The 18,166-nt window shown below is 60.1% G+C and carries 18 protein-coding genes; 5 read left to right on the forward strand and 13 right to left on the reverse strand.

Annotated elements, in window-relative coordinates; translation table 11 throughout:
* Window positions 1-10: 10 nt before the first annotated feature.
* The gene (gene mobA, locus F8N43_RS27780; protein ID WP_150654643.1) at window positions 11-613 is read right to left on the reverse strand and encodes a molybdenum cofactor guanylyltransferase MobA; all 603 of its coding nucleotides are present in this window, start codon (window positions 611-613) and stop codon (window positions 11-13) included.
* Between the two features lie 81 nt (window positions 614-694).
* On the opposite strand from mobA, the gene moaB reads away from it, so the two are divergent.
* Window positions 695-1,234 carry a molybdenum cofactor biosynthesis protein B gene (gene moaB, locus F8N43_RS27785; RefSeq protein WP_150632212.1) on the forward strand — a complete coding sequence of 180 codons (540 nt, stop codon included), beginning with the start codon at window positions 695-697 and terminating at the stop codon, window positions 1,232-1,234.
* A 22-nt stretch (window positions 1,235-1,256) separates the two neighbouring features.
* Complete coding sequence (gene glp / locus F8N43_RS27790) at window positions 1,257-2,444, forward strand: gephyrin-like molybdotransferase Glp (protein ID WP_191630161.1); 1,188 nt, start codon at window positions 1,257-1,259, stop codon at window positions 2,442-2,444.
* 66 nt (window positions 2,445-2,510) lie between these two features.
* Here glp and F8N43_RS27795 read toward each other — a convergent pair whose 3' ends face one another.
* Window positions 2,511-2,819 (reverse strand): hypothetical protein, encoded by a 309-nt coding sequence (locus tag F8N43_RS27795; RefSeq protein ID WP_150632210.1) that lies wholly within the window; start codon window positions 2,817-2,819, stop codon window positions 2,511-2,513.
* A gap of 232 nt (window positions 2,820-3,051) precedes the next feature.
* Here F8N43_RS27795 and yegS point away from each other — a divergent pair, with 232 nt between their 5' ends.
* Window positions 3,052-3,969: a lipid kinase YegS gene (gene yegS / locus F8N43_RS27800; protein ID WP_150636413.1), complete on the forward strand. Its 918-nt coding sequence runs from the start codon at window positions 3,052-3,054 to the stop codon at window positions 3,967-3,969.
* Here yegS and F8N43_RS27805 read toward each other — a convergent pair.
* From F8N43_RS27805 to F8N43_RS27815, 3 genes are all read right to left on the reverse strand, one after another.
* Window positions 3,953-4,612: a response regulator transcription factor gene (locus F8N43_RS27805; protein ID WP_150632209.1), complete on the reverse strand. Its 660-nt coding sequence runs from the start codon at window positions 4,610-4,612 to the stop codon at window positions 3,953-3,955. The two genes, yegS and F8N43_RS27805, sit on opposite strands and share 17 nt — an antisense overlap.
* Window positions 4,609-5,502 (reverse strand): sensor histidine kinase, encoded by an 894-nt coding sequence (locus F8N43_RS27810; RefSeq protein WP_150632245.1) that lies wholly within the window; start codon window positions 5,500-5,502, stop codon window positions 4,609-4,611. Before F8N43_RS27810 ends, F8N43_RS27805 begins: the two co-directional genes overlap by 4 nt.
* 338 nt (window positions 5,503-5,840) lie before the next feature.
* Window positions 5,841-6,311 carry a hypothetical protein gene (locus F8N43_RS27815; protein WP_150654645.1) on the reverse strand — a complete coding sequence of 157 codons (471 nt, stop codon included), beginning with the start codon at window positions 6,309-6,311 and terminating at the stop codon, window positions 5,841-5,843.
* Window positions 6,312-6,773: 462 nt separating this feature from the next.
* Here F8N43_RS27815 and F8N43_RS27820 point away from each other — a divergent pair, with 462 nt between their 5' ends.
* Together F8N43_RS27820 and F8N43_RS27825 are read left to right on the forward strand one after the other, a co-directional pair.
* A complete protein-coding gene (locus F8N43_RS27820) occupies window positions 6,774-7,709 on the forward strand; it encodes a chemotaxis protein CheV (protein ID WP_150632207.1) in 936 nt (311 codons plus the stop codon).
* A gap of 202 nt (window positions 7,710-7,911) precedes the next feature.
* Entirely contained in the window at window positions 7,912-8,718 is an 807-nt protein-coding gene (locus F8N43_RS27825) for an MOSC domain-containing protein (protein ID WP_150635831.1), read from the forward strand.
* Window positions 8,719-8,790: 72 nt separating this feature from the next.
* On the opposite strand, the gene F8N43_RS27830 is transcribed toward F8N43_RS27825, so the two are convergent.
* The 8 genes from F8N43_RS27830 to F8N43_RS27865 all read right to left on the reverse strand — a co-directional run bounded on the left by F8N43_RS27830 (window position 8,791) and on the right by F8N43_RS27865 (window position 18,052).
* On the reverse strand, window positions 8,791-9,075 hold the full coding sequence (locus F8N43_RS27830; RefSeq protein ID WP_010461229.1) for a pyrimidine/purine nucleoside phosphorylase: 285 nt from the start codon (window positions 9,073-9,075) through the stop codon (window positions 8,791-8,793).
* Between the two features lie 69 nt (window positions 9,076-9,144).
* Window positions 9,145-9,687 carry an exonuclease domain-containing protein gene (locus tag F8N43_RS27835; RefSeq protein WP_150654646.1) on the reverse strand — a complete coding sequence of 181 codons (543 nt, stop codon included), beginning with the start codon at window positions 9,685-9,687 and terminating at the stop codon, window positions 9,145-9,147.
* Window positions 9,688-9,758: 71 nt separating this feature from the next.
* A complete protein-coding gene (locus tag F8N43_RS27840) occupies window positions 9,759-11,720 on the reverse strand; it encodes an acetyl/propionyl/methylcrotonyl-CoA carboxylase subunit alpha (protein WP_150654647.1) in 1,962 nt (653 codons plus the stop codon).
* Window positions 11,721-11,783: 63 nt separating this feature from the next.
* Window positions 11,784-12,581 (reverse strand): enoyl-CoA hydratase/isomerase family protein, encoded by a 798-nt coding sequence (locus F8N43_RS27845; protein WP_150654648.1) that lies wholly within the window; start codon window positions 12,579-12,581, stop codon window positions 11,784-11,786.
* The gene (gene atuD, locus F8N43_RS27850) at window positions 12,578-13,735 is read right to left on the reverse strand and encodes a citronellyl-CoA dehydrogenase (protein WP_150632202.1); all 1,158 of its coding nucleotides are present in this window, start codon (window positions 13,733-13,735) and stop codon (window positions 12,578-12,580) included. Before atuD ends, F8N43_RS27845 begins: the two co-directional genes overlap by 4 nt.
* Window positions 13,736-13,759: 24 nt before the next feature.
* Window positions 13,760-15,376 carry a geranyl-CoA carboxylase subunit beta gene (atuC, locus tag F8N43_RS27855; RefSeq protein WP_150654649.1) on the reverse strand — a complete coding sequence of 539 codons (1,617 nt, stop codon included), beginning with the start codon at window positions 15,374-15,376 and terminating at the stop codon, window positions 13,760-13,762.
* 3 nt (window positions 15,377-15,379) lie between these two features.
* Window positions 15,380-16,249 (reverse strand): SDR family oxidoreductase, encoded by an 870-nt coding sequence (locus tag F8N43_RS27860; RefSeq protein ID WP_150635823.1) that lies wholly within the window; start codon window positions 16,247-16,249, stop codon window positions 15,380-15,382.
* Between the two features lie 12 nt (window positions 16,250-16,261).
* The gene (locus F8N43_RS27865; protein ID WP_191630162.1) at window positions 16,262-18,052 is read right to left on the reverse strand and encodes an acyclic terpene utilization AtuA family protein; all 1,791 of its coding nucleotides are present in this window, start codon (window positions 18,050-18,052) and stop codon (window positions 16,262-16,264) included.
* Window positions 18,053-18,166: the final 114 nt, after the last annotated feature.

Genomic DNA, 18,166 nt, shown 5'->3' on the forward strand with positions numbered 1-18,166 from the left:
CATTCTCGTGTCAGTCTGACACAGTGTTGTGGGCACTTAACAGTTCCGGTGTATTGAGGTTGGCCAGGCGAGGATCGTTGTCGGGGCACTGCAGCGCGGTAGCACCCAGTTTGCGCATGAGGCGACCCGGGCTGCGTTCGCCGTCATTCCAGGCACTTTCGAACGCTTCGCGCAGCGCTACGGGAATGATGCACAGCAAGGGTTCCCAATGTTCGCCATGGCGCAGCATCAGCGGTTTGTCCGGATGCTGGCTGGCGGTTTCGCGCATGCTATGCAGTAGCGTGGCATCGATGCGTGGAACGTCACAAGGCAATACCAGCAGATGTGCATGACGAGCGGCCCTCAGGCCTGCACGCATGCCGGCCAACGGACCGGGGAAGTCGCCGTCTTCGTCATGGACCAACTGGTCGGCGTAGGGCGCATACTTTTCAAGGTTCCTGTTGCAGGAAATGATCAGGTCATCGCTCAGCAGACGAGTCTTGCGATGTAGATGCGCGATCAATGGCTCGCCGTGCCACTCGATAAGCCCCTTATCCTGCCCCCCCATACGTTGGCCGCGCCCTCCCGCCAGGAGCAAAATGGAACAGGGGGGTAAATGTGTATTCGAGGTCATGGCAGGTCTCCATGGGGGCGGCGAAAAAAGGAGGCGCTGTGATATAACACCGGGCTGTTTCTCCTACAACTGGACGAGCCTATGAAAGCCAAGGCTGATGTACCTTTCGCACCGCTCAACATCGCGGTGCTGACTGTCAGCGATACCCGAACTCTGGAAACCGACACGTCAGGCCAGGTCTTCGTTGACCGTTTGAGCGCTGCTGGCCATAACCTGGCCTTTCGGGTTCTGCTCAAAGATGACCTCTACAAAATCCGTGCGCAAGTCGCCAACTGGATTGCCGACGATGTGGTACAGGTTGTCCTGATCACGGGCGGCACGGGATTCACCGGGCGCGACAGCACACCCGAAGCGGTGAGTTGCCTGCTGGATAAACAGGTCGATGGTTTTGGCGAGCTTTTCCGGCAAATATCGGTGGCGGATATTGGCACCTCCACTGTCCAGTCCCGCGCCTTGGCCGGTTTGGCAAATGGGACATTGGTCTGCTGCTTGCCCGGCTCGACCAACGCTGTGCGAACCGGTTGGGACGGTATTCTCGCTGAACAATTGGATTCGCGGCACCGCCCATGCAATTTCGTGCCTCATCTGAAACAGGCTGCACCCTGTGAATCCCGTGGGTAAGCCAGGCAAGACAGGCAGCCTGATGCCTGTCGAAGCGGCACTGGCGCGCTTGCTGGAAATGGCTGAGGCCGCGCCAATTCGTGAACGTGAGCGCTTGCCTCTGGCGCAGGTTCAGGGCCGTGTTCTGGCCGATGACCTGGTCTCGACGCTTGATCTTCCTCCGTGGCCTAACAGTGCAATGGACGGTTATGCCTTGCGGATGGCTGACTGGACGGGAGAACCGCTGGAGGTCAGCCAAAAAATATTTGCGGGCATCGCACCGGAGCCCTTGAGGCCCGGAACCTGCGCGCGAATCTTTACCGGTGCGCCAGTTCCTGCTGGGGCCGACTGCGTCGAGATGCAGGAAAACGCCGAAGTCCAGGCGGATGAACGAGTCCGTTTCACCGAAGCCTTGGCGCCAGGACAAAACATCCGTCCACAAGGCCAGGAAACCACCGTCGGTGAACTGATTCTGCCAGCCGGCACGCGGCTTGGGCCAATAGAGCAGGGCTTGGCGGCTTCACTGGGATGCGCAGAGCTGGAGGTGATTCGCAAAGTGCGTGTCGCCGTACTGTCCACCGGTGATGAATTGGTTGAACCGGGTAAAGCGTTGGGCCCCGGCCAGATCTACAACAGCAATCGAGTGTTGCTCTGTAGCTGGTTGCAGCGTTTGGGTTGTGAGGTGATCGATGCCGGTATTCTTCCGGATAACCTGGAGACCACTCGTGCCCGTCTTGCCGGTTTGACAGACGTCGACCTGATCCTCTCGACAGGTGGCGTATCGGTGGGTGAGGCCGATTTTCTGGGCATTGCCTTGCGGGAGGAGGGCGAGCTGACATTGTGGAAACTCGCTATCAAACCGGGCAAGCCGCTGACCTTCGGGCATTTTCGTGGGGTTCCGGTCATTGGATTGCCCGGCAACCCGGCATCGACCCTGGTGACCTTTGCCTTGTTGGCAAGGCCCTATCTTCTGCGCCGTCAGGGCGTAAAAGTGGTTGAACCGCTGAAATTTCAGGTACTGGCAGGGTTTGATTGGCCCAAAGCCGGCAGTCGACGCGAGTACTTGCGTGGGCGTCTGGAAAACGGCCGGGCGATCATCTACAAGAACCAGAGTTCAGGTGTACTGCGCAGCGCAGCCTGGGCTGATGGTCTGGTTGAAGTGCTGGAGGATCGCACGCTGATCGAAGGTGAGAGCGTGTATTTCATCCCGCTGAGCGAAGTTCTGGGCTGATACTTGCCTCGCGCTGACCACGTAATCCCGGTTGATCGAACCGGGTTTTGCGTTGTTGGCTGACGCTCAATGTGCGAGAAGCGCCGCGACCTGGTCGAAACGACTGTTGGCGATCCAGCCCAGAAGGCCGAGCACCACGGCGGTGCCACCGGCTGAATAGGCAAGCCTGTGTTTGATTGATTTGACGTCATTGCGTACTTCATCCATGTCTCTTCGGATGTATTCGAGGTGCGTTTCCAGTTCAATGACACGAGGTTCCATTTCAACTTCTCCAGTGGGGTTTCTGCTTTTATTGGATTCGGCTTGCTGTTTGGCCCGTCTTTCTACGTGTGGTACAACCGGAATGCCCGGTAACCTGATGTCATGGCTTTGCATGGTACGTCCCTGTAATTCCTGCTGATGGATGGCTGATAAACCGCAGCCACCAAGGTGTACCAATCAAACGGGTGGGTCAATTGAGCCGATTCCTCAGATTTTGTAAGAAAAAATCCCGCCTTGTAGGACCGCAATCCCGGTCTCTTTGAAATAATTCTTTTTCCTGCGACTTTTATGGGGCGCATCGCGGTCAACATCCCCCATACGGAATGCAAACATGGGAGTGATCACAATGAGCGAACGCAAGGCGCTGTTGATTCTGCATGGCAAGCAGGCGGTCAACGAGGAGGTCCGTGCGGCGGTCGAAGGTAAGCGCGCACAAGGTTGGGAGTTGGCTGTTCGATTGACCTGGGAGGCTGGTGACGCACGGCGCCTGGTGGATGAGGCGCTGGCGGCGGGCTATAGGCAGGTCATCGCCGGAGGGGGTGATGGAACGTTGCGTGATATTGCCGAGGCCATGGCTGCGCAGTCGACGCAGGCCAGTCTGGTATTGATGCCGTTGGGAACGGCCAACGATTTCGCACGCGCTGCCGGCGTACCTCTGGAACCCGCCCAAGCCTTGAATCTTCTGGACACTGAACCACGGGCCATTGATCTGGGGGAAGTCGGTGGGCAGGTGTTTCTGAATATGGCCACGGGCGGCTTCGGCAGTCAGGTCACGGCCAATACCTCCGAGGACTTGAAGAAAGTGCTCGGAGGCGCCGCCTACCTGTTCACGGGTTTGTCACGTTTCAGCGAGTTGCATGCAGCCTATGGCGAGCTGCATGGCCCGGATTTTCAGTGGAGTGGCGAACTGTTGGCGCTGGGCATCGGCAATGGGCGCCAGGCGGGCGGTGGTCACGTGCTGTGCCCCCAGGCGCTGGCGGACGACGGTCTGCTGGATATCAGCATTCTACCTGCGCCGCAGGAAGTGGTCGGAACGTTGAAAAGTTTGCTCGCTGAAGGCTTCGGTATCGACAATATGTTCGTGCGCGCCCGTTTGCCATGGGTCGAGATCAAGGTCTCGGAAGGTCTCTACATCAATCTCGATGGTGAACCACTGGAAGGCGACAGCTTGCGCTTCTCGGCGCGCCCGGCAGCACTGCGGGTGCATTTGCCCGAGGACTCACCGCTGCTGAGCGTTCCGGCAACGATCAATCGTCCAGGCTGATAATCTGCTCACGCACGGCGAACAGCACCAGACCCGCCACGTCGTAAATCTGCAAGCGTTTCATGATTTGCGAGCGGTGCGTTTCTACTGTCTTGATGCTCAGGCCCAGGCCATTGGCGATTTCCCGGGTGGATTTTCCGCGGACAATCAGCCGCAGGATTTCCAGCTGACGTGCCGTCAGGTTGTGCGAGTCAGCGGGTTCCGGCTGATGTTTCTGGTTCCGGGTCAGCGCCTGGTTGATAACAGTATGGGCGATGGCCGGGCTCAAGTAGCGCTCGTTATTGCGCAGGGCATCCAGGGCGTGTTCGAGTTCGGTGGCCGTGGTGTCCTTGAGCAGGTAGCCATGGGCGCCGGATTCCAGAGCCTGCATGATGAGCGCCGGATCGGTGTGCATCGACAGAATCAGCACCTTGCTTTGCGGGCGCACGCGCTTGAGGCGTTGCAAGGCTTCAAGGCCACCGGTTTCCTTCATGGAAATATCCAGCAGCACGATGTCCGGGGACAGCTGTTCGACCATTTCGAGCAGCTGCGAGCCGTCATTGGCCTCGCCGATGACGGCGTAGCCGGGAATATCCAGCACCAGAGCGCGCACGCCAGCCCTGATAAGCGAGTGGTCATCCACCAGAAGTAAGTTACAAGTCAACGCCTAACCTTATTCGTACTGGCCCGTTCGAGCGCACGTGGCGCCCAGGGGAAGAGAGCTTCGATTTGAGTGCCTTTGCCCGGTTCGCTGGTGACGGTCAGTGTGCCGCCCAACTGATCGATACGTTCCGACATCCCGGCCATTCCGCGCTGCCCCTCACGACCCGGATCTGTTGCCGGCGCGAACCCCAGGCCGTCATCGCTGATCAACAGCGTCAAGCCTTGAGGCTGGCGCTGCAGGCGGACCAACAGGTTTTTCGCCTCGGCGTGGCGCAGTATGTTGGTCACCGCTTCCTGAGTAATTCGAAAGGCGGCCACCGCCATTTCTTCGGGGATGCCGGTCAAGCGTGAATGGCATTCCAGGCTCCAGTGCACCGGCGTGTTGCCCAGTGTCTTGAGCAAATGTGCACGCAGACTGGCTTCCAGCCCGAGGCTAGTCAGCTGTCTGGGGTTGAGGATGGCCGATACGTCCCGCACTTTGGTCAGGGTTTCTTCCAGCGTGTCGCAGAGCACCGCGCATTGCTCTTGCAGTTCTTCGGGCATTCGGCGTTTGAGCCATTCACTTTGAAGTTTTGCCGCCGTCAATAACTGGCCAATATCGTCATGCAGTTCACGACTGAGCCGATGGCGCTCGTTTTCCTGAACCTTCAATAAGCGGTCGGCGAGCTCTTGAGGCTCGAACTTTATCGACTTGCGCGAGAGGCGATGCTGTACCCAAACGCACGTCAGCGCTGCAATATTAAGCACCAGCAGGCTTAGCGGCAAACGCGTGGAAAGGCCATAGATCAGCAGGCTGCCGAGCGCCGAGCAGGTACACAGCAAAAGCGTGAACCGACGTGCGTTTACTCGGGAGGGGGGCCACATGGTGATTGACTTGAGGCTGGCGTACATAGCGGATGGAGCCAATGGATGTTCGCTGCGGGCAGACCGGTCCAATTGATTGACGGGTCACTGTCTGAGTCACTCTGCCATTAATTGACGTCAACTAATGGTCGGCATAATACCACTTAACATACCGTTGGTCGCGTTCGGTATATATGTCTATACAGTCAGGAAATAGAGATTTGGGACGGTAGTTCCACAATGGAAAAGTTCGGCGGGGAATAGTTGTTTGTATCAGGCTGTCGTTGACAGGTATGAAGTATTCAATTGCGACATGAGCGTGCTCAAGTTACAGAATGGCATCGTGGCAATATGAATACGAACCACGATGAAGTTAGCGGGTGAAATTAAGCTTGCCGTTCCGAAAAGGACACGAGTCGGAACGGTTTTGAATTAACCGGTGGCTGAAACTGGTTTTGCCCGACCTGGTAGGCAAAGGCTTCGATCAACGAGGTCTGTTCACTGCCATCAAGGCTGAGTTGACCCGTGGTCTGATCGATCAGTTCGAGTTGCCAGGCCATCAATGTGAGACAGTCTTTCAAGGCATCCAGCGCCTGAGCGTGCAGGTCAACGTGGTTTTGGGCATGGTTCAGCAGGCCATGAATGTGCAGCGAAAACTCCGAAACGGCGACCAGGGCAAGGGCATCGGCCTTGCTGGCCAGCTTGAGCAGGGTGCTGAGCATGCATTCAATGGCGTCTTTGTCATTGCTGATCAGTTGCAAATGACTCACGCATTCCTCGGATTTGGCCAGGAGCGTTTCAGCTTCGACGAGAAACTCAGGGAGTCGCTGTGCCCACTCTTTACGGTCGTTCGGCATGCTTATCTCCACAACGTCATGTCAATTGAGGGAATGTCGTGTGCGTCGGTGAAGATGATCGGCGCCATGGCGTTGCCGTGCCGTCGTGAGATCGTGGCCCAGCCGGGCTGTCTGCAGGCTGGGGAGTTCGAGAGGGAGGATGGCCACTGATCTGCGATCGCACACAAAAGCCTGACTCCGTTCATGCAATGAGAATGGCGTCACATTAATGGCTATTGGATATTGCGAATATCAGGTCGGGCCTGATTGTTACTAGGGGAATCCCTTACGCACGGGAACCTAACGGACGAAACGTGGTCGCGCCGCAGGGAATGAAGCAGATGAAGTGATGGGGCTAGTAAAGCATGATGTTAATGTGACATCAATGCTTGAACGTGGCATTTTGCATCGGGGTCAAGGTCCGGAAAAAACAGCCGATAACCCTCTTTAGTGAATTCATCAGAACAAGACCAGGAGTCATTGATGGCCGGCATTCTCGACACGGTAGACCAACGCACGCAACTGGTGGGTGAGAATCGCCTGGAAATTCTCATGTTTCGCCTGGCGGGGCGGCAATTGTTTGCGATCAACGTTTTCAAAGTGCAGGAAGTGCTGCAACTGCCGAAGCTGACCCTGATGCCCCAGCGCCATCCGTTCGTCTGCGGCGTGGTCAACCTGCGTGGCCAGACGTTGCCGGTGATCGACCTGTCCCAGGCGATCGGTATGCGTCCGCTGGTGCCAAGTCCGACCAGCACGATCATCGTCACCGAATACAACCGTTCGGTGCAGGCGTTCCTCGTTGGCGGCGTGGACCGCATCGTCAACATGAACTGGGAAGCCATTCTGCCGCCGCCGACCAGCGCCGGCCGTCAGCATTACCTGACCGCCATCAGCAAGGTCGATGATCAGTTGGTGGAGATTATCGACGTCGAAAAAGTCCTCGCCGAAATCGTTCCGTACAACGCCAAGGTGTCCCGCGAAAAGCTTGACGATCCGGTGCTGGAACGCGCCCGTGGGCGTGAAGTGCTGCTGGTGGACGACTCCAACGTGGCGCTCTCGCAGTTGCGCGACACCCTCGGCCAGTTGGGTGTGAAGATGCACATTGCCAGCGATGGTTTGAAAGCGCTGAACATGCTCAAAGGCTGGGCGGATACTGGCGTGAACATGACCGACAAACTGCTGATGATCTTCACCGACGCCGAGATGCCGGAAATGGACGGCTATCGCCTGACCACCGAGATCCGCAACGATCCGCGTCTGCGCGGACTCTACGTGGTGTTGCACACCTCGTTGTCCGGCAGTTTCAACGACTCGATGGTCAAGAAGGTCGGCTGCGACAACTTCCTCTCCAAGTTCCAGCCGGACAAACTGGTCGACGTGGTGCGTCAGCGCCTGATGCTCGATGAAGTGCCTGCCTGATAATCCGTAAAGGCTGCAAACAACCGACCTGTGGGAGCGGCCTTGCCCGCGATAGCGCTAGACCAGTCGCCATTGATGCTGGAAGTGATGCCCCCTTCGCGGGCAAGCCCGCCCCCACAGGGGCCTGGTGTCCAACTTTCAGCCTTTGATTCAATGAGAAAGCTCGTATAGGGTGGCGTTTTTGTCCTCCAGGGAGCTGGTCATGCTGCGTCTGAGCGCGCTTTATCGTTATCCGTTGAAATCCGGCAAGGGCGAGTCCCTGCAACAGGTCAGCCTCGACACACTGGGGCTGGACGGGGATCGACGCTGGATGCTGGTGGACGAGGCCAGCGGGCGCTTCCTGACCCAGCGTGCGGTGGCGCAGATGAGTCAGCTGTCGGCGTTGTGGAATACCCAAGGTGGCTTGACCCTCAGCGCTCCCGGCCATACGCCGATCGATATTGCCTTGCCTGCCAGCGACGCTGAACTGCGTGGCGTGACCATCTGGCGCGACACCTTGCGTGTGCCTGATGCCGGCGATGCGGCCGGGGCTTGGGTCAGTGAATTCATTGGCAAGCCGACTCGCCTGGTGCAAGTGCCGGTTGATCGCGCACGGACCACACAGGCAGGTTATGGCAAGGACGACGACAAGGTGGCCTTCGCCGATGGCTTCCCGTTGTTGCTGATCGGGCAGGCATCCCTTGAGGATCTTTCGCAAAGAGTCGGGCGTTCGTTGGAGATGCTGCGTTTTCGACCGAATCTGGTGATCGAGGGCAGCGACGCCTATGCCGAGGATGGCTGGAAGCGCATCCGTATCGGCGACGTCGAGTTCCGCGTGGTCAAGCCGTGCTCGCGCTGCATTCTGACCACCATCGATCCGCAAACCGGCGAACGCAGCGATGATCGTGAGCCCCTCGCAACCTTGCAGAAATATCGCGCCCAGGAAGACGGTGCGATGTTCGGCCAGAATCTGGTCAATGACGGCAACGGCCAACTCGAAGTCGGCATGCCGGTCACGATCCTGGAGTAAGCGCCCTGGAATGAAAAATGCCCGTGTCCAAAAGGACACGGGCATTTTTTTGCGCGGTGCAAGCCCGCGGTTTTAGCCGCGGTATTCGCACAGGTAAGCGGTGTCGACGGCCACTTTCAGCTGGAACTTGCTGTTGGCTGGCACGTTGAACTGGCTACCGGCGGCGAAGGTTTCCCAGTCGGTGCTGTCTGGCAGTTTGACGGTCAGGGCGCCGGTCACTACGTGCATGATTTCACGCTGGCTGGTGCCGAATTCGTATTCGCCCGGAGCCATGACGCCAATGGTCGCCGGACCTTCAGCGGTGCCAAAGGCGATCGACTTGACGGTGCCGTCGAAGTACTCGTTGACTTTAAACATGGGCGATTCCTCGAAAAGGGCTAAAAAGGGCCGGCCAGTATGCACAAGGCCCTTGGCGCCGTCACCTCTCTAGAACGGGAGAATCAGCGGTAACAGACGTGCTGTATTGCGCGCATCTTCCAGCGCCCGGTGTTGCTGGCCGGTGAACTGCATGCCCGCCAGTTGCAGGGCGCCGTTGAGGCCCAGCGGGCGTTCCAGCCGCCGGGCCTTGGCAAAGCGTTGCTTGAGATTCATGTGGGGCACGCGGCTCAGTTGGCTGTCGAGTTGCAACTTCTGCCATTCCTGCAACAGTTGTTTGCGGTCGTAATCGCCCCAACTGGCCCAGCCTTCCAGGCGCGAGTGATGCTGCGCGAGCCAGCGTTCGAAGGCCGTCCAGACTTCGGTCAACGGCTGCGCGGTGTCGATATTGGCCTGGGTAATGTGGGTCAGCTCGCGACAAAACGGCGTGAGCAGGGGCCGTCGCAACGGTCGCACGAAGCGCTGGAAATGGTCCTGTTCACGCCCTTTTCGGTCCACCAGTGTGGCGCCGATTTCGATGATTTCCATTTCCGTAACTGGCCAGCCACCCTCATCGGTGGTGGCTTCCAGATCAATCACCAGCCAGTGAGGCATTGAAGGGTTCCCGGTATCCGCATCCTGATAGGGCTTGAGCGTAGCCAAACCCGACGGATCCGCCTAGCGGCTTATTCGACCTCCAACAAAATCTGACGATTTTTTACCTGATCGCCCACCCTGACCTGCAAGCGTTTAAGCACGCCGTCGATGCCGGACTTGAGCGGATGCTCCATTTTCATTGCTTCCAGCACTACCAGCAGTTGGCCTTTACTGACCGGGCTGCCTTCCGCGACCAGCACGTCGACGATCGCGCCGTCCATCGGCGCCTTGAGCGTGCCGGAGCTGGCGCTGGCCTGGCCGTTGACCAGCGCTTGCGTGCGGTCCTCCAGGTGCAGGCTGCCGGGGCGGGTGAAGAGGCAGAGTTGTCCGGCTTCCAGACGATAGGCATGACGCTGGCGGATGCCGTCGATCTCCAGAGTGGCCCAGCGTCCGTCGCACTGGATGACGTCCAGTTCGAAGGTCTGTGTGGCGACTTCAATCCGGTACGGTTCGCCCGGCACCGCGTTCAATTGCACCAGCCAGTCCCGATCCCCCAGGCCGATGCGATAGTGCAGCGGCACACTGGCGTTGTTGCGCCAACCGGCCAGCGCGGCGGGATGAACCTGCGCGCAAGCCTGATAGAACAGTGCCACTGCAATCGCCAGCTCTGTGGCGCTGGGTACATGAGGATGCAGGCAGGGATGGTCAGCGAAATGCGACGGGATGAACCCGGTGCTGAACTCGCCACTAATGAAGCATGGATGTTCCAGCAGGCTGGCGAGCAAGCGCTGATTGCTCGGCAGGCCCAACAGCACGCTGTCCTGCACCGCGCGCAACAACTTGCGCCGGGCTTCTTCACGGGTAGCACCGTGGGCGATGATCTTGCCCAGCATCGGGTCATAGAACGGGCTGACCTGTTGACCTTCGATCAGCCCATGGTCGATCCGCGCTCCGCTTTGCAAGGCCGGTTCCCAGGTGGTGATGCGCCCGGTCTGCGGGAGGAATCCCTGGGCAGGGTCTTCGGCATACAGGCGCACTTCCATGGCGTGGCCGTTGAGGTGCACCTGTTCCTGGCGCAGCGGCAACGGCAATCCTTCGGCGACGTGCAGTTGCCAGGCCACCAGGTCGAGACCGGTGATCAATTCGGTCACCGGGTGCTCCACCTGCAACCGTGTGTTCATTTCCAGAAAGTAGAACTGCCCGTGTGCATCCAGCAAAAACTCCACAGTGCCGGCGCCCACATAATTCACCGCGCGACCGGCCTTGAGTGCCGCTTCGCCCATGGCCTGACGCAGTTCGGCGGTCATGACCGGGCAGGGCGCTTCTTCGATGACTTTCTGATGGCGGCGCTGGATCGAACAGTCGCGTTCGCCGAGGTAGATCAGGTTGCCGTGTTGGTCGCCGAACAGTTGAACCTCAACGTGACGCGGATCGATCAGCGCTTGTTCGAGGATCAGTTCGCCGCTGCCGAACCCGTGCAATGCCTCGGAGCGCGCGGTGCGGATCTGTGCGAGCAAGTCCCCTGCATCGTGCACCAGACGCATGCCGCGTCCGCCACCGCCGGCACTGGCCTTGATCATCAGCGGAAAGCCAATGCGCGCGGCTTCGCGGCTCAGGGTCGCGTCGTCCTGCCCGGTGCCTTGATAGCCTTTGATGCAGGGTACATTGGCCTCGAGCATGGCGAGTTTCGACAGGCGTTTGCTGCCCATCAGCTCGATGGCTTCGGGGCTGGGGCCGATGAAGGTGAGGCCGGCGAGGTGGCAGGCGCGAGCGAATTCGGCGTTTTCCGAGAGGAAGCCGTAGCCGGGGTGGATCGAATCGGCACCGGTGCGTCGGGCGGCGTCGAGGATGGCCGGGATGTTCAGGTACGACTGCTGCACCGGGGCCGGGCCGATGTTGACGGCTTCGTCGGCCATTTGCACGTGCAGGGCATCTGCATCTGCGTCGCTGAACACGGCGACCGTGCGGTAGCCCAAAGCCTGGGCGGTGCGCTGAATGCGGCAGGCGATTTCACCGCGGTTGGCGATCAGGATTTTTTTCAGGGCGGGCATGGTTTATTCCCTTGGGATTGCGGTGAAAGTGATGGCCTCATCGCGGGCTTGCCCGCGCAGCTTTTAAATGGCCCACCCCGGTTTACGCTTTTGCACAAAAGCCATGGTCCCCTCAACGCCTTCCGCCCCGGTCACCGCTTCGCTGAACCACTCGGCCGCTTCATCCAGCAACGCCTCCGAAGGCTGTCCGGCACTCGCCAGCAACAACTTTTTGGTCGTCGCATTGGCCCCCGGCGCACAACACAGCACATGGGCCAGAACTTCACCGAGACGCTCGGCCAAAGCTTGCGCGTCATGCTCGACAAAATGCACCAGCCCCATGCGCCGCGCCTGGGTGCCATCGAACCGCGCCGCCGTCAGCGCCAGGCGCCGGGCCTGAGTCAGACCGATTCGCTGGACCACAAACGGCGCGATCTGCGCGGGCAACACGCCGAGGCTGGTCTCTGGCATTCCGAACTGCGCCTGGTGATCCGCCAGGGCAACATCGCTGACGCAGGCCAGCCCCAAACCGCCGCCCAGCACCGCGCCGTGCAGCACGGTGATCACCACTTGCGGCGCGTGTTGCACCTCTTGCAGCAGCGCGCCGAATGCGCGGTTCAGATCGCGAAAGGCGCTCGCACCCTGAGCACGGGCGTTGGCCATGTCCTTGATGTCGCCACCGGCACAGAAATGTCCCCCGGCACCGCCGATCACCAAGGCCCGAATCGCACGGTCGTCGCGCACAGCCAACAACACCGCGCGCAGTTCGGCGACCATCAGCAGGCTCATGGCGTTGCGGCTTTCCGGGCGGTTGAGGGTGATGTGCAGCACGCCGTTATGCGGTTCGAGCAGTAACGTCTGGCAAACCGGCAGGGTGCTCATTTCTTTTTCCCCGGCAGGATGCCCATGAGTTTGCAGATGATTCCCAGCATGATTTCGTCGGCGCCGCCGCCAATCGACACCAGCCGCACATCGCGGTAAGCGCGGGCCACCGGGTTGTCCCACATGAAGCCCATACCGCCCCAATATTGCAGGCAACTGTCGCTGACTTCGCGGCCCAGCCGCCCGGCCTTGAGTTTGGCCATTGAGGCCAGACGCGTGACGTCCTGACCTTTGATGTATTGCTCGGTGGCCTGATAGACCAGCGCCCGCAGGCATTCGATTTCGGTTTGCAATTCGGCGAGGCGGAAGTGGATGACCTGATTGTCGATCAGCGCATTGCCGAAGGTTTTGCGTTCCTTGCAATACTCGATGGTGCTGTCGATGCAGTATTCCAGGCCCTTGATCATGTTCGCCGCGCCGAACAGGCGTTCTTCCTGAAACTGCAGCATTTGCATCATGAACCCGGCGCCTTCATGGCCGATGCGGTTGCGTTGCGGTACGCGCACGTTGTCGAAAAACACCTGGGCGGTTTCCGAGCTGCGCATGCCGAGCTTGTCCAGGTGCGAGCTGAGGCTGATCCCCGGCGTGTTCATCGGCACCATGATCAGCGACTTGTTGATGTGCGGTTTGTCGTCCGAGGTGTTGGCCAGCAGACAAATGAAATCGGCGCTTGGCGAGTTGGTGATCCACATCTTGCTGCCGTTGATCACGTAGTCGTCGCCGTCCTTGCGGGCGGTGGTTTTCAGCCCGGCCACGTCGGAACCGGCGCCGACTTCGGAAACGCCGATGCAGCCGACCTGTTCGCCGGTTATGGCCGGGCGCAGAAATTCTTCACGCAGTTCATCGGAACCGAAACGCGCCAGCGCCGGGGTGCACATGTCGGTCTGCACGCCAATGGACATCGGAATGCCGCCGCAATGAATGGTGCCGAATTCTTCGGCGGCGACAATCGAATAGCTGTAGTCGAGCCCCATGCCGCCGAATTTTTCCGGCTTGGAAATCCCCAGCAAGCCGAGTTCACCGGCCTTGCGGAAGATCTCGTGGATGGGAAAGCGTCCGGCCTTTTCCCATTCCTCGACGTGCGGATTGATCTCGTGCTCGACGAATTGGCGAACGGTACGGCGCAGTGCTTCGTGTTCCTGGGTGAAGATCATTTTTATTGTTCTCCTCTGGCCGGCTCAGAACCGGGCTACGCCAAAACTGTTGGTTTGCAGCGGCCGCACGTCGGCCTCATGACAGATGTCCAGCAAGTAACCGAGCAGGGTCCGGGTGTCCCGTGGGTCGATAAGTCCGTCGTCCCACAGACTGGCGCTGCCATAAAGCGCGGTGGACTGGCTGTCGAGTTTCTGCGCAGTGACCTGCTCCAGCATGTCGAGCATTTTCGGGTCGGGCACCAAACCGTCCTTGAGCTGCTTGGCCTCGGTGACGATGCGCAGCACCTTGCCGGCCTGTGCGCCGCCCATCACCGCCGTGCGGCTGTTGGGCCAGGCAAAGATGAAGCGTGGGTCGAGGCCACGGCCACACATCGCGTAGTTGCCGGCGCCATAGGAGCCGCCGACGACAATGGTCAGTTTTGGCACGCGGGCGTTGGCCACCGCCTGAATCATCTTTGCGCCGTGCTTGATCACGCCTTGCTGTTCCGACTCGGTGCCGACCATGAACCCGGTGGTGTTGTGAAAGAACAGCAGTGGCGTCTGACTCTGATCGCAGAGCTGGATGAATTGCGCGGCTTTACTTGCCCCTTTGGGCGTAATCGGGCCGTTGTTGCCGATGAATCCGCAGGTGCGACCCTGAATCTGCAGATGGCCGCAGACGGTCTGTTGATCGAACTCGCCCTTGAACTCGAGAAAGTTCGAACCGTCGGCGATTCGCGCAATGATTTCGCAAACGTCATAGGGTTTTTTCGGGTCGTCCGGGATCAGCCCGAGCAGTTCTTCGATGGGGTAGAGCGGTTCTTGATAGCGGCGTTCGGGGACCCACTGCAACTGCTCATTCCATGACAACAGGCTGACAATCTCGCGCACCAGGCGCACGCCATCGGCATCGTTTTCGGCCAGGTATTCAGCGGTGCCGGCGGTTTGCGCGTGCATTTCGGCACCCCCCAGTTCTTCGTCGGTGGCCACTTCACCGGTCGCGGCTTTCAGCAACGGCGGGCCGGCGAGAAACAGTTTGGCTTTGCCACGCACCACCACCACGTAGTCGGACAGACCTGGCTGATAAGCGCCGCCCGCCGTGGCCGAACCGTGGACCACGGTGATCTGCGGCAAACCCATGGCCGACATCCGCGCCTGATTGGCAAAGCTGCGCGCGCCTTCGACAAAAATCTCTGCGGCGTAATTGAGGTTGGCGCCGCCGCTTTCGGCGAGGGTGATCACCGGCAGTTTGTTCTCCATGGCGATCTGTTGCAGGCGCAGGGATTTTTTCAAGCCGCTGGGGGAGATCGTCCCGCCCTTGATCGCGCTGTTGTTCGCCACCACCAGAACCCGCACGCCGGACACATAGCCGATCCCGGCGATCAAGCCGCCGCCCGCCGAACTGCCGTCCTTGTCGTCATGCAGTTTGTAGCCGGCCAGGCTCGCCAGTTCGAGGAACGGCGCACCGGGGTCGAGCAACAGATTGAGGCGCTCACGGGGCAGCAATTGCCCGCGCTTGTCGAACTTCGGTTTGGCTTCGGCCGCTTTGTTCAGCAGGTTTTGTTCGAGCTGACGGACCTGCTCGATCCCGGCCAGCATCGCGGCACGGTTCCGGGCGAACTGTTCGCTGTTCGGGTCGACTTGCGACTGAATCACCGGCATGGCTTATTCCTTGTCCTTGAGCACGTCTGGTAAGTAAGCGCGGTGGAAACCGTTGTACGACTCACTGTTCGTCGCTTTGTGGATCGGCCACGCCCGACCGCCCAGGCTCGCGGCGCCGTCGATGCGCAAGGTGCTACCGCTGACAAACGCCGCGGCCGGGCTGAGCAGGAACACGATCGCCGCGCTGACTTCTGACTCGGTGCCGATGCGTTTCAATGGCACGTGTTCGCGCAGGGTTGGAATCACGGCTTTGAACGCGCCTTCATACGTGTCCATGCCGCTGGAGGCGATCCAGCCCGGCGCGACGGCGTTGACCCGCACCCCGGCATAACCCCATTCGAACGCGGCTGTCTTGGTCAGGTTGTCCATGCCCGAGCGGGCGGCGCCCGAGTGACCCATGCCGGGCATGCCACCCCACATGTCGGCGAGCATGTTGACGATGGCGCCGCCGTGTTTGCTCATGGACTGGTTGAACACTTCCCGGGCCATCAGGAAGCCGCCGACCAGGTTGGTGCGCATCACCGTTTCGAAACCTTTCTGATTGATCGAGGCCAGCGGCGACGGGTATTGCCCGCCGGCATTGTTGACCAATCCGTGAATCGGCCCGTGTTGGCGGATCAGTTCGCTGACCAGATGCGTCACCGCTTCTTCCTCGCGGATATCGCAGGTCATCCAGTCAGCCTTGCCGCCGTCTTCGGCAATCTCGGCGGCGACACTTTTCAGTTTGTCGGCCTTGCGTCCGATCAACAGCACATGGGCGCCAAGGGCCGCCAGTTCATGGGCTGTGCAGCGACCAATGCCGCTGCCGCCGCCGGTGACGATGATGGTTTGGCCGGCAAACAGATCGGCTTTGAAAATCGAATCGTAGGCCACGGCGGCAGTCCTCTAGTTGACCTGGTCGGCGATGCGCTGCGGCACCGGAATCTGGATCTCCAGCAGTTGTTGAGCGAAGGCTTTGCCTTGCGGATCGATCCGCAGACTGGCCACGCCACCACCGCCAAGGGCGTTTTCCAGCAAATAATTCAGGCTGTGGGTGGCCGGCAAATACCAGCGCTCGACGCGACCGTGCACCGGGTCGAGCACGTGGCGCATCCAGTCGACGAGCACGGCCGGGGTCAGGGCCTCGGCGATCCATGGCAGGTACTCGGGCTCGCGGGCCATGACGCCGATGTTGCTGTGATTGCCCTTGTCACCGGAGCGGGCGACCGCCAGTTTGATCAGCGCCACGCTGGCATCGGCGCGGCCGGTGGGTTTCGGTGGGTCGATCGGTACCGGCAAGTCCGCGGTGGCAAGCGCGTCGAGGGTGGGCAGGGCGCATGGATGGCGTTGCCCGTTGAGATCAATGTCCAGCGTGCAGGCGCTTTTGTCGATGAGGAACGAGAACAGCCGGATCAGCGGATACACCGTCGGCCGTCCGCCGACGATCCCGGTCAGCCCCGGCGCCATGCCGGTGGCGGCCTGGGCGATTTCCCGGGAGAACACGATCAACGCCTGTTTATTCGGATGGCGCACGGCGAGTTTGATCACCACTTCGCGACTGTCCTGACGCTGGCCATGGGGACCGTACGTGGCCTCGCTGCCGAGCAGTTCGATATTGACTTCGCTGTAGGGTGCCCACCCGCGCTGACTGAAGATTTCCGAGGTCTTGTTGATGATCGCTTCGCTGACGCGTCGCGCCTTGTCCACCGCGTCGATCCCAGCGATCAGGCAACTGGCGGTGCAACGAAAACCGTCCGGATACGTCGCGCTGACCTTGTATTGAGCGGTCGGCGGCAAGCCTTTGGCGCCATGCACGTGAACCGCGTTTTTGCCTTGTTGCTGAAGTTTGACCTGGGTGAAATCACAGACCACATCGGGCAGGAGATAGGCCTGCGGGTCGCCGATTTCATAGAGCATCTGCTCGCCGACGGTCAGTGGCGTAACGAGGCCGCCGGAGCCTTCGGGCTTGCTGACGATAAACTGGCTGTCGGCGCTGACTTCGACGATGGGGAAACCGATGTGTTCGTAGTCGGGCACGTCGCGCCAATCGGTGAAGTTGCCGCCGGTGCACTGGGCGCCGCATTCAATGAGGTGACCGGCGAGTGCGGCTTGCGCGAGTTTGTCGTAATCGTGCCAGGACCAGCCGAACTCATGCACCAGCGCGGCGCTGACCACGGCGCTGTCGACCACGCGCCCGGTGATGACGATGTCCGCGCCCAGGCGCAAGGCTTCGACTATGCCGGGTGCACCGAGGTAGGCGTTGGTTGAAACGCACATCGGCGGCAGGGGCGCACCGCTGAACATTTCCTGAAGGCTGCGGGTGCTCAGGTGTTTGAACTGCGGTTGCAGGTCATCGCCCAGCAACACGGCGATTTTCAGCGCCACGCCAGCCTTGTCGCAGGCCGCTTGCAGGGCCGCGGCACAGGCCAGTGGGTTGACGCCGCCGGCGTTGCTGATGACGCGAATGTTCTGCGCGGCGAGCTGCGTGAGCAGCGGGCTGAGGACTTCGATGAAGTCGCTGGCGTAGCCGGTCTGGGGATCTTTCATCCGCGCCCCGGCCATGATCGACATCGTGATTTCGGCCAGATAATCGAATACCAGGTAATCCAGATGCCCACCTTCCACCAGTTGCGCGGCGGCGGTCGAGGTGTCGCCCCAGAAGGCGCTGGCGCAACCGATGCGAACAGTTTCAGGCACAGCCCTTTCCATAGCCACCTCCCATAGACGTGCATCGAGACTACCAAGCAAGCGCTTGGTTTGTAAACGTCTTAAATATCTTCGGCCCGAGCGCTTGCTTGGTTGTCTTCGCCA

Source organism: Pseudomonas fluorescens (genome assembly GCF_902498065.1).
GTDB lineage: Bacteria > Pseudomonadota > Gammaproteobacteria > Pseudomonadales > Pseudomonadaceae > Aquipseudomonas > Aquipseudomonas fluorescens_BJ.

Excerpts from the sequence above, each read along its gene's own strand:
- F8N43_RS27795 (WP_150632210.1), bottom strand. The coding sequence starts at position 2,819 with ATGCAAAGCCATGACATCAGGTTACCGGGCATTCCGGTTGTACCACAC.
- F8N43_RS27825 (WP_150635831.1), top strand. The coding sequence starts at position 7,912 with ATGCTGCGTCTGAGCGCGCTTTATCGTTATCCGTTGAAATCCGGCAAG.
- F8N43_RS27810 (WP_150632245.1), bottom strand. The coding sequence starts at position 5,502 with ATGTACGCCAGCCTCAAGTCAATCACCATGTGGCCCCCCTCCCGAGTA.
- F8N43_RS27815 (WP_150654645.1), bottom strand. The coding sequence starts at position 6,311 with ATGCCGAACGACCGTAAAGAGTGGGCACAGCGACTCCCTGAGTTTCTC.
- F8N43_RS27845 (WP_150654648.1), bottom strand. The coding sequence starts at position 12,581 with ATGAGCACCCTGCCGGTTTGCCAGACGTTACTGCTCGAACCGCATAAC.
- F8N43_RS27820 (WP_150632207.1), top strand. The coding sequence starts at position 6,774 with ATGGCCGGCATTCTCGACACGGTAGACCAACGCACGCAACTGGTGGGT.
- moaB (WP_150632212.1), top strand. The coding sequence starts at position 695 with ATGAAAGCCAAGGCTGATGTACCTTTCGCACCGCTCAACATCGCGGTG.
- atuC (WP_150654649.1), bottom strand. The coding sequence starts at position 15,376 with ATGCCGGTGATTCAGTCGCAAGTCGACCCGAACAGCGAACAGTTCGCC.
- mobA (WP_150654643.1), bottom strand. The coding sequence starts at position 613 with ATGACCTCGAATACACATTTACCCCCCTGTTCCATTTTGCTCCTGGCG.
- yegS (WP_150636413.1), top strand. The coding sequence starts at position 3,052 with ATGAGCGAACGCAAGGCGCTGTTGATTCTGCATGGCAAGCAGGCGGTC.
- glp (WP_191630161.1), top strand. The coding sequence starts at position 1,257 with ATGCCTGTCGAAGCGGCACTGGCGCGCTTGCTGGAAATGGCTGAGGCC.
- F8N43_RS27830 (WP_010461229.1), bottom strand. The coding sequence starts at position 9,075 with ATGTTTAAAGTCAACGAGTACTTCGACGGCACCGTCAAGTCGATCGCC.
- F8N43_RS27835 (WP_150654646.1), bottom strand. The coding sequence starts at position 9,687 with ATGCCTCACTGGCTGGTGATTGATCTGGAAGCCACCACCGATGAGGGT.
- F8N43_RS27840 (WP_150654647.1), bottom strand. The coding sequence starts at position 11,720 with ATGCCCGCCCTGAAAAAAATCCTGATCGCCAACCGCGGTGAAATCGCC.
- atuD (WP_150632202.1), bottom strand. The coding sequence starts at position 13,735 with ATGATCTTCACCCAGGAACACGAAGCACTGCGCCGTACCGTTCGCCAA.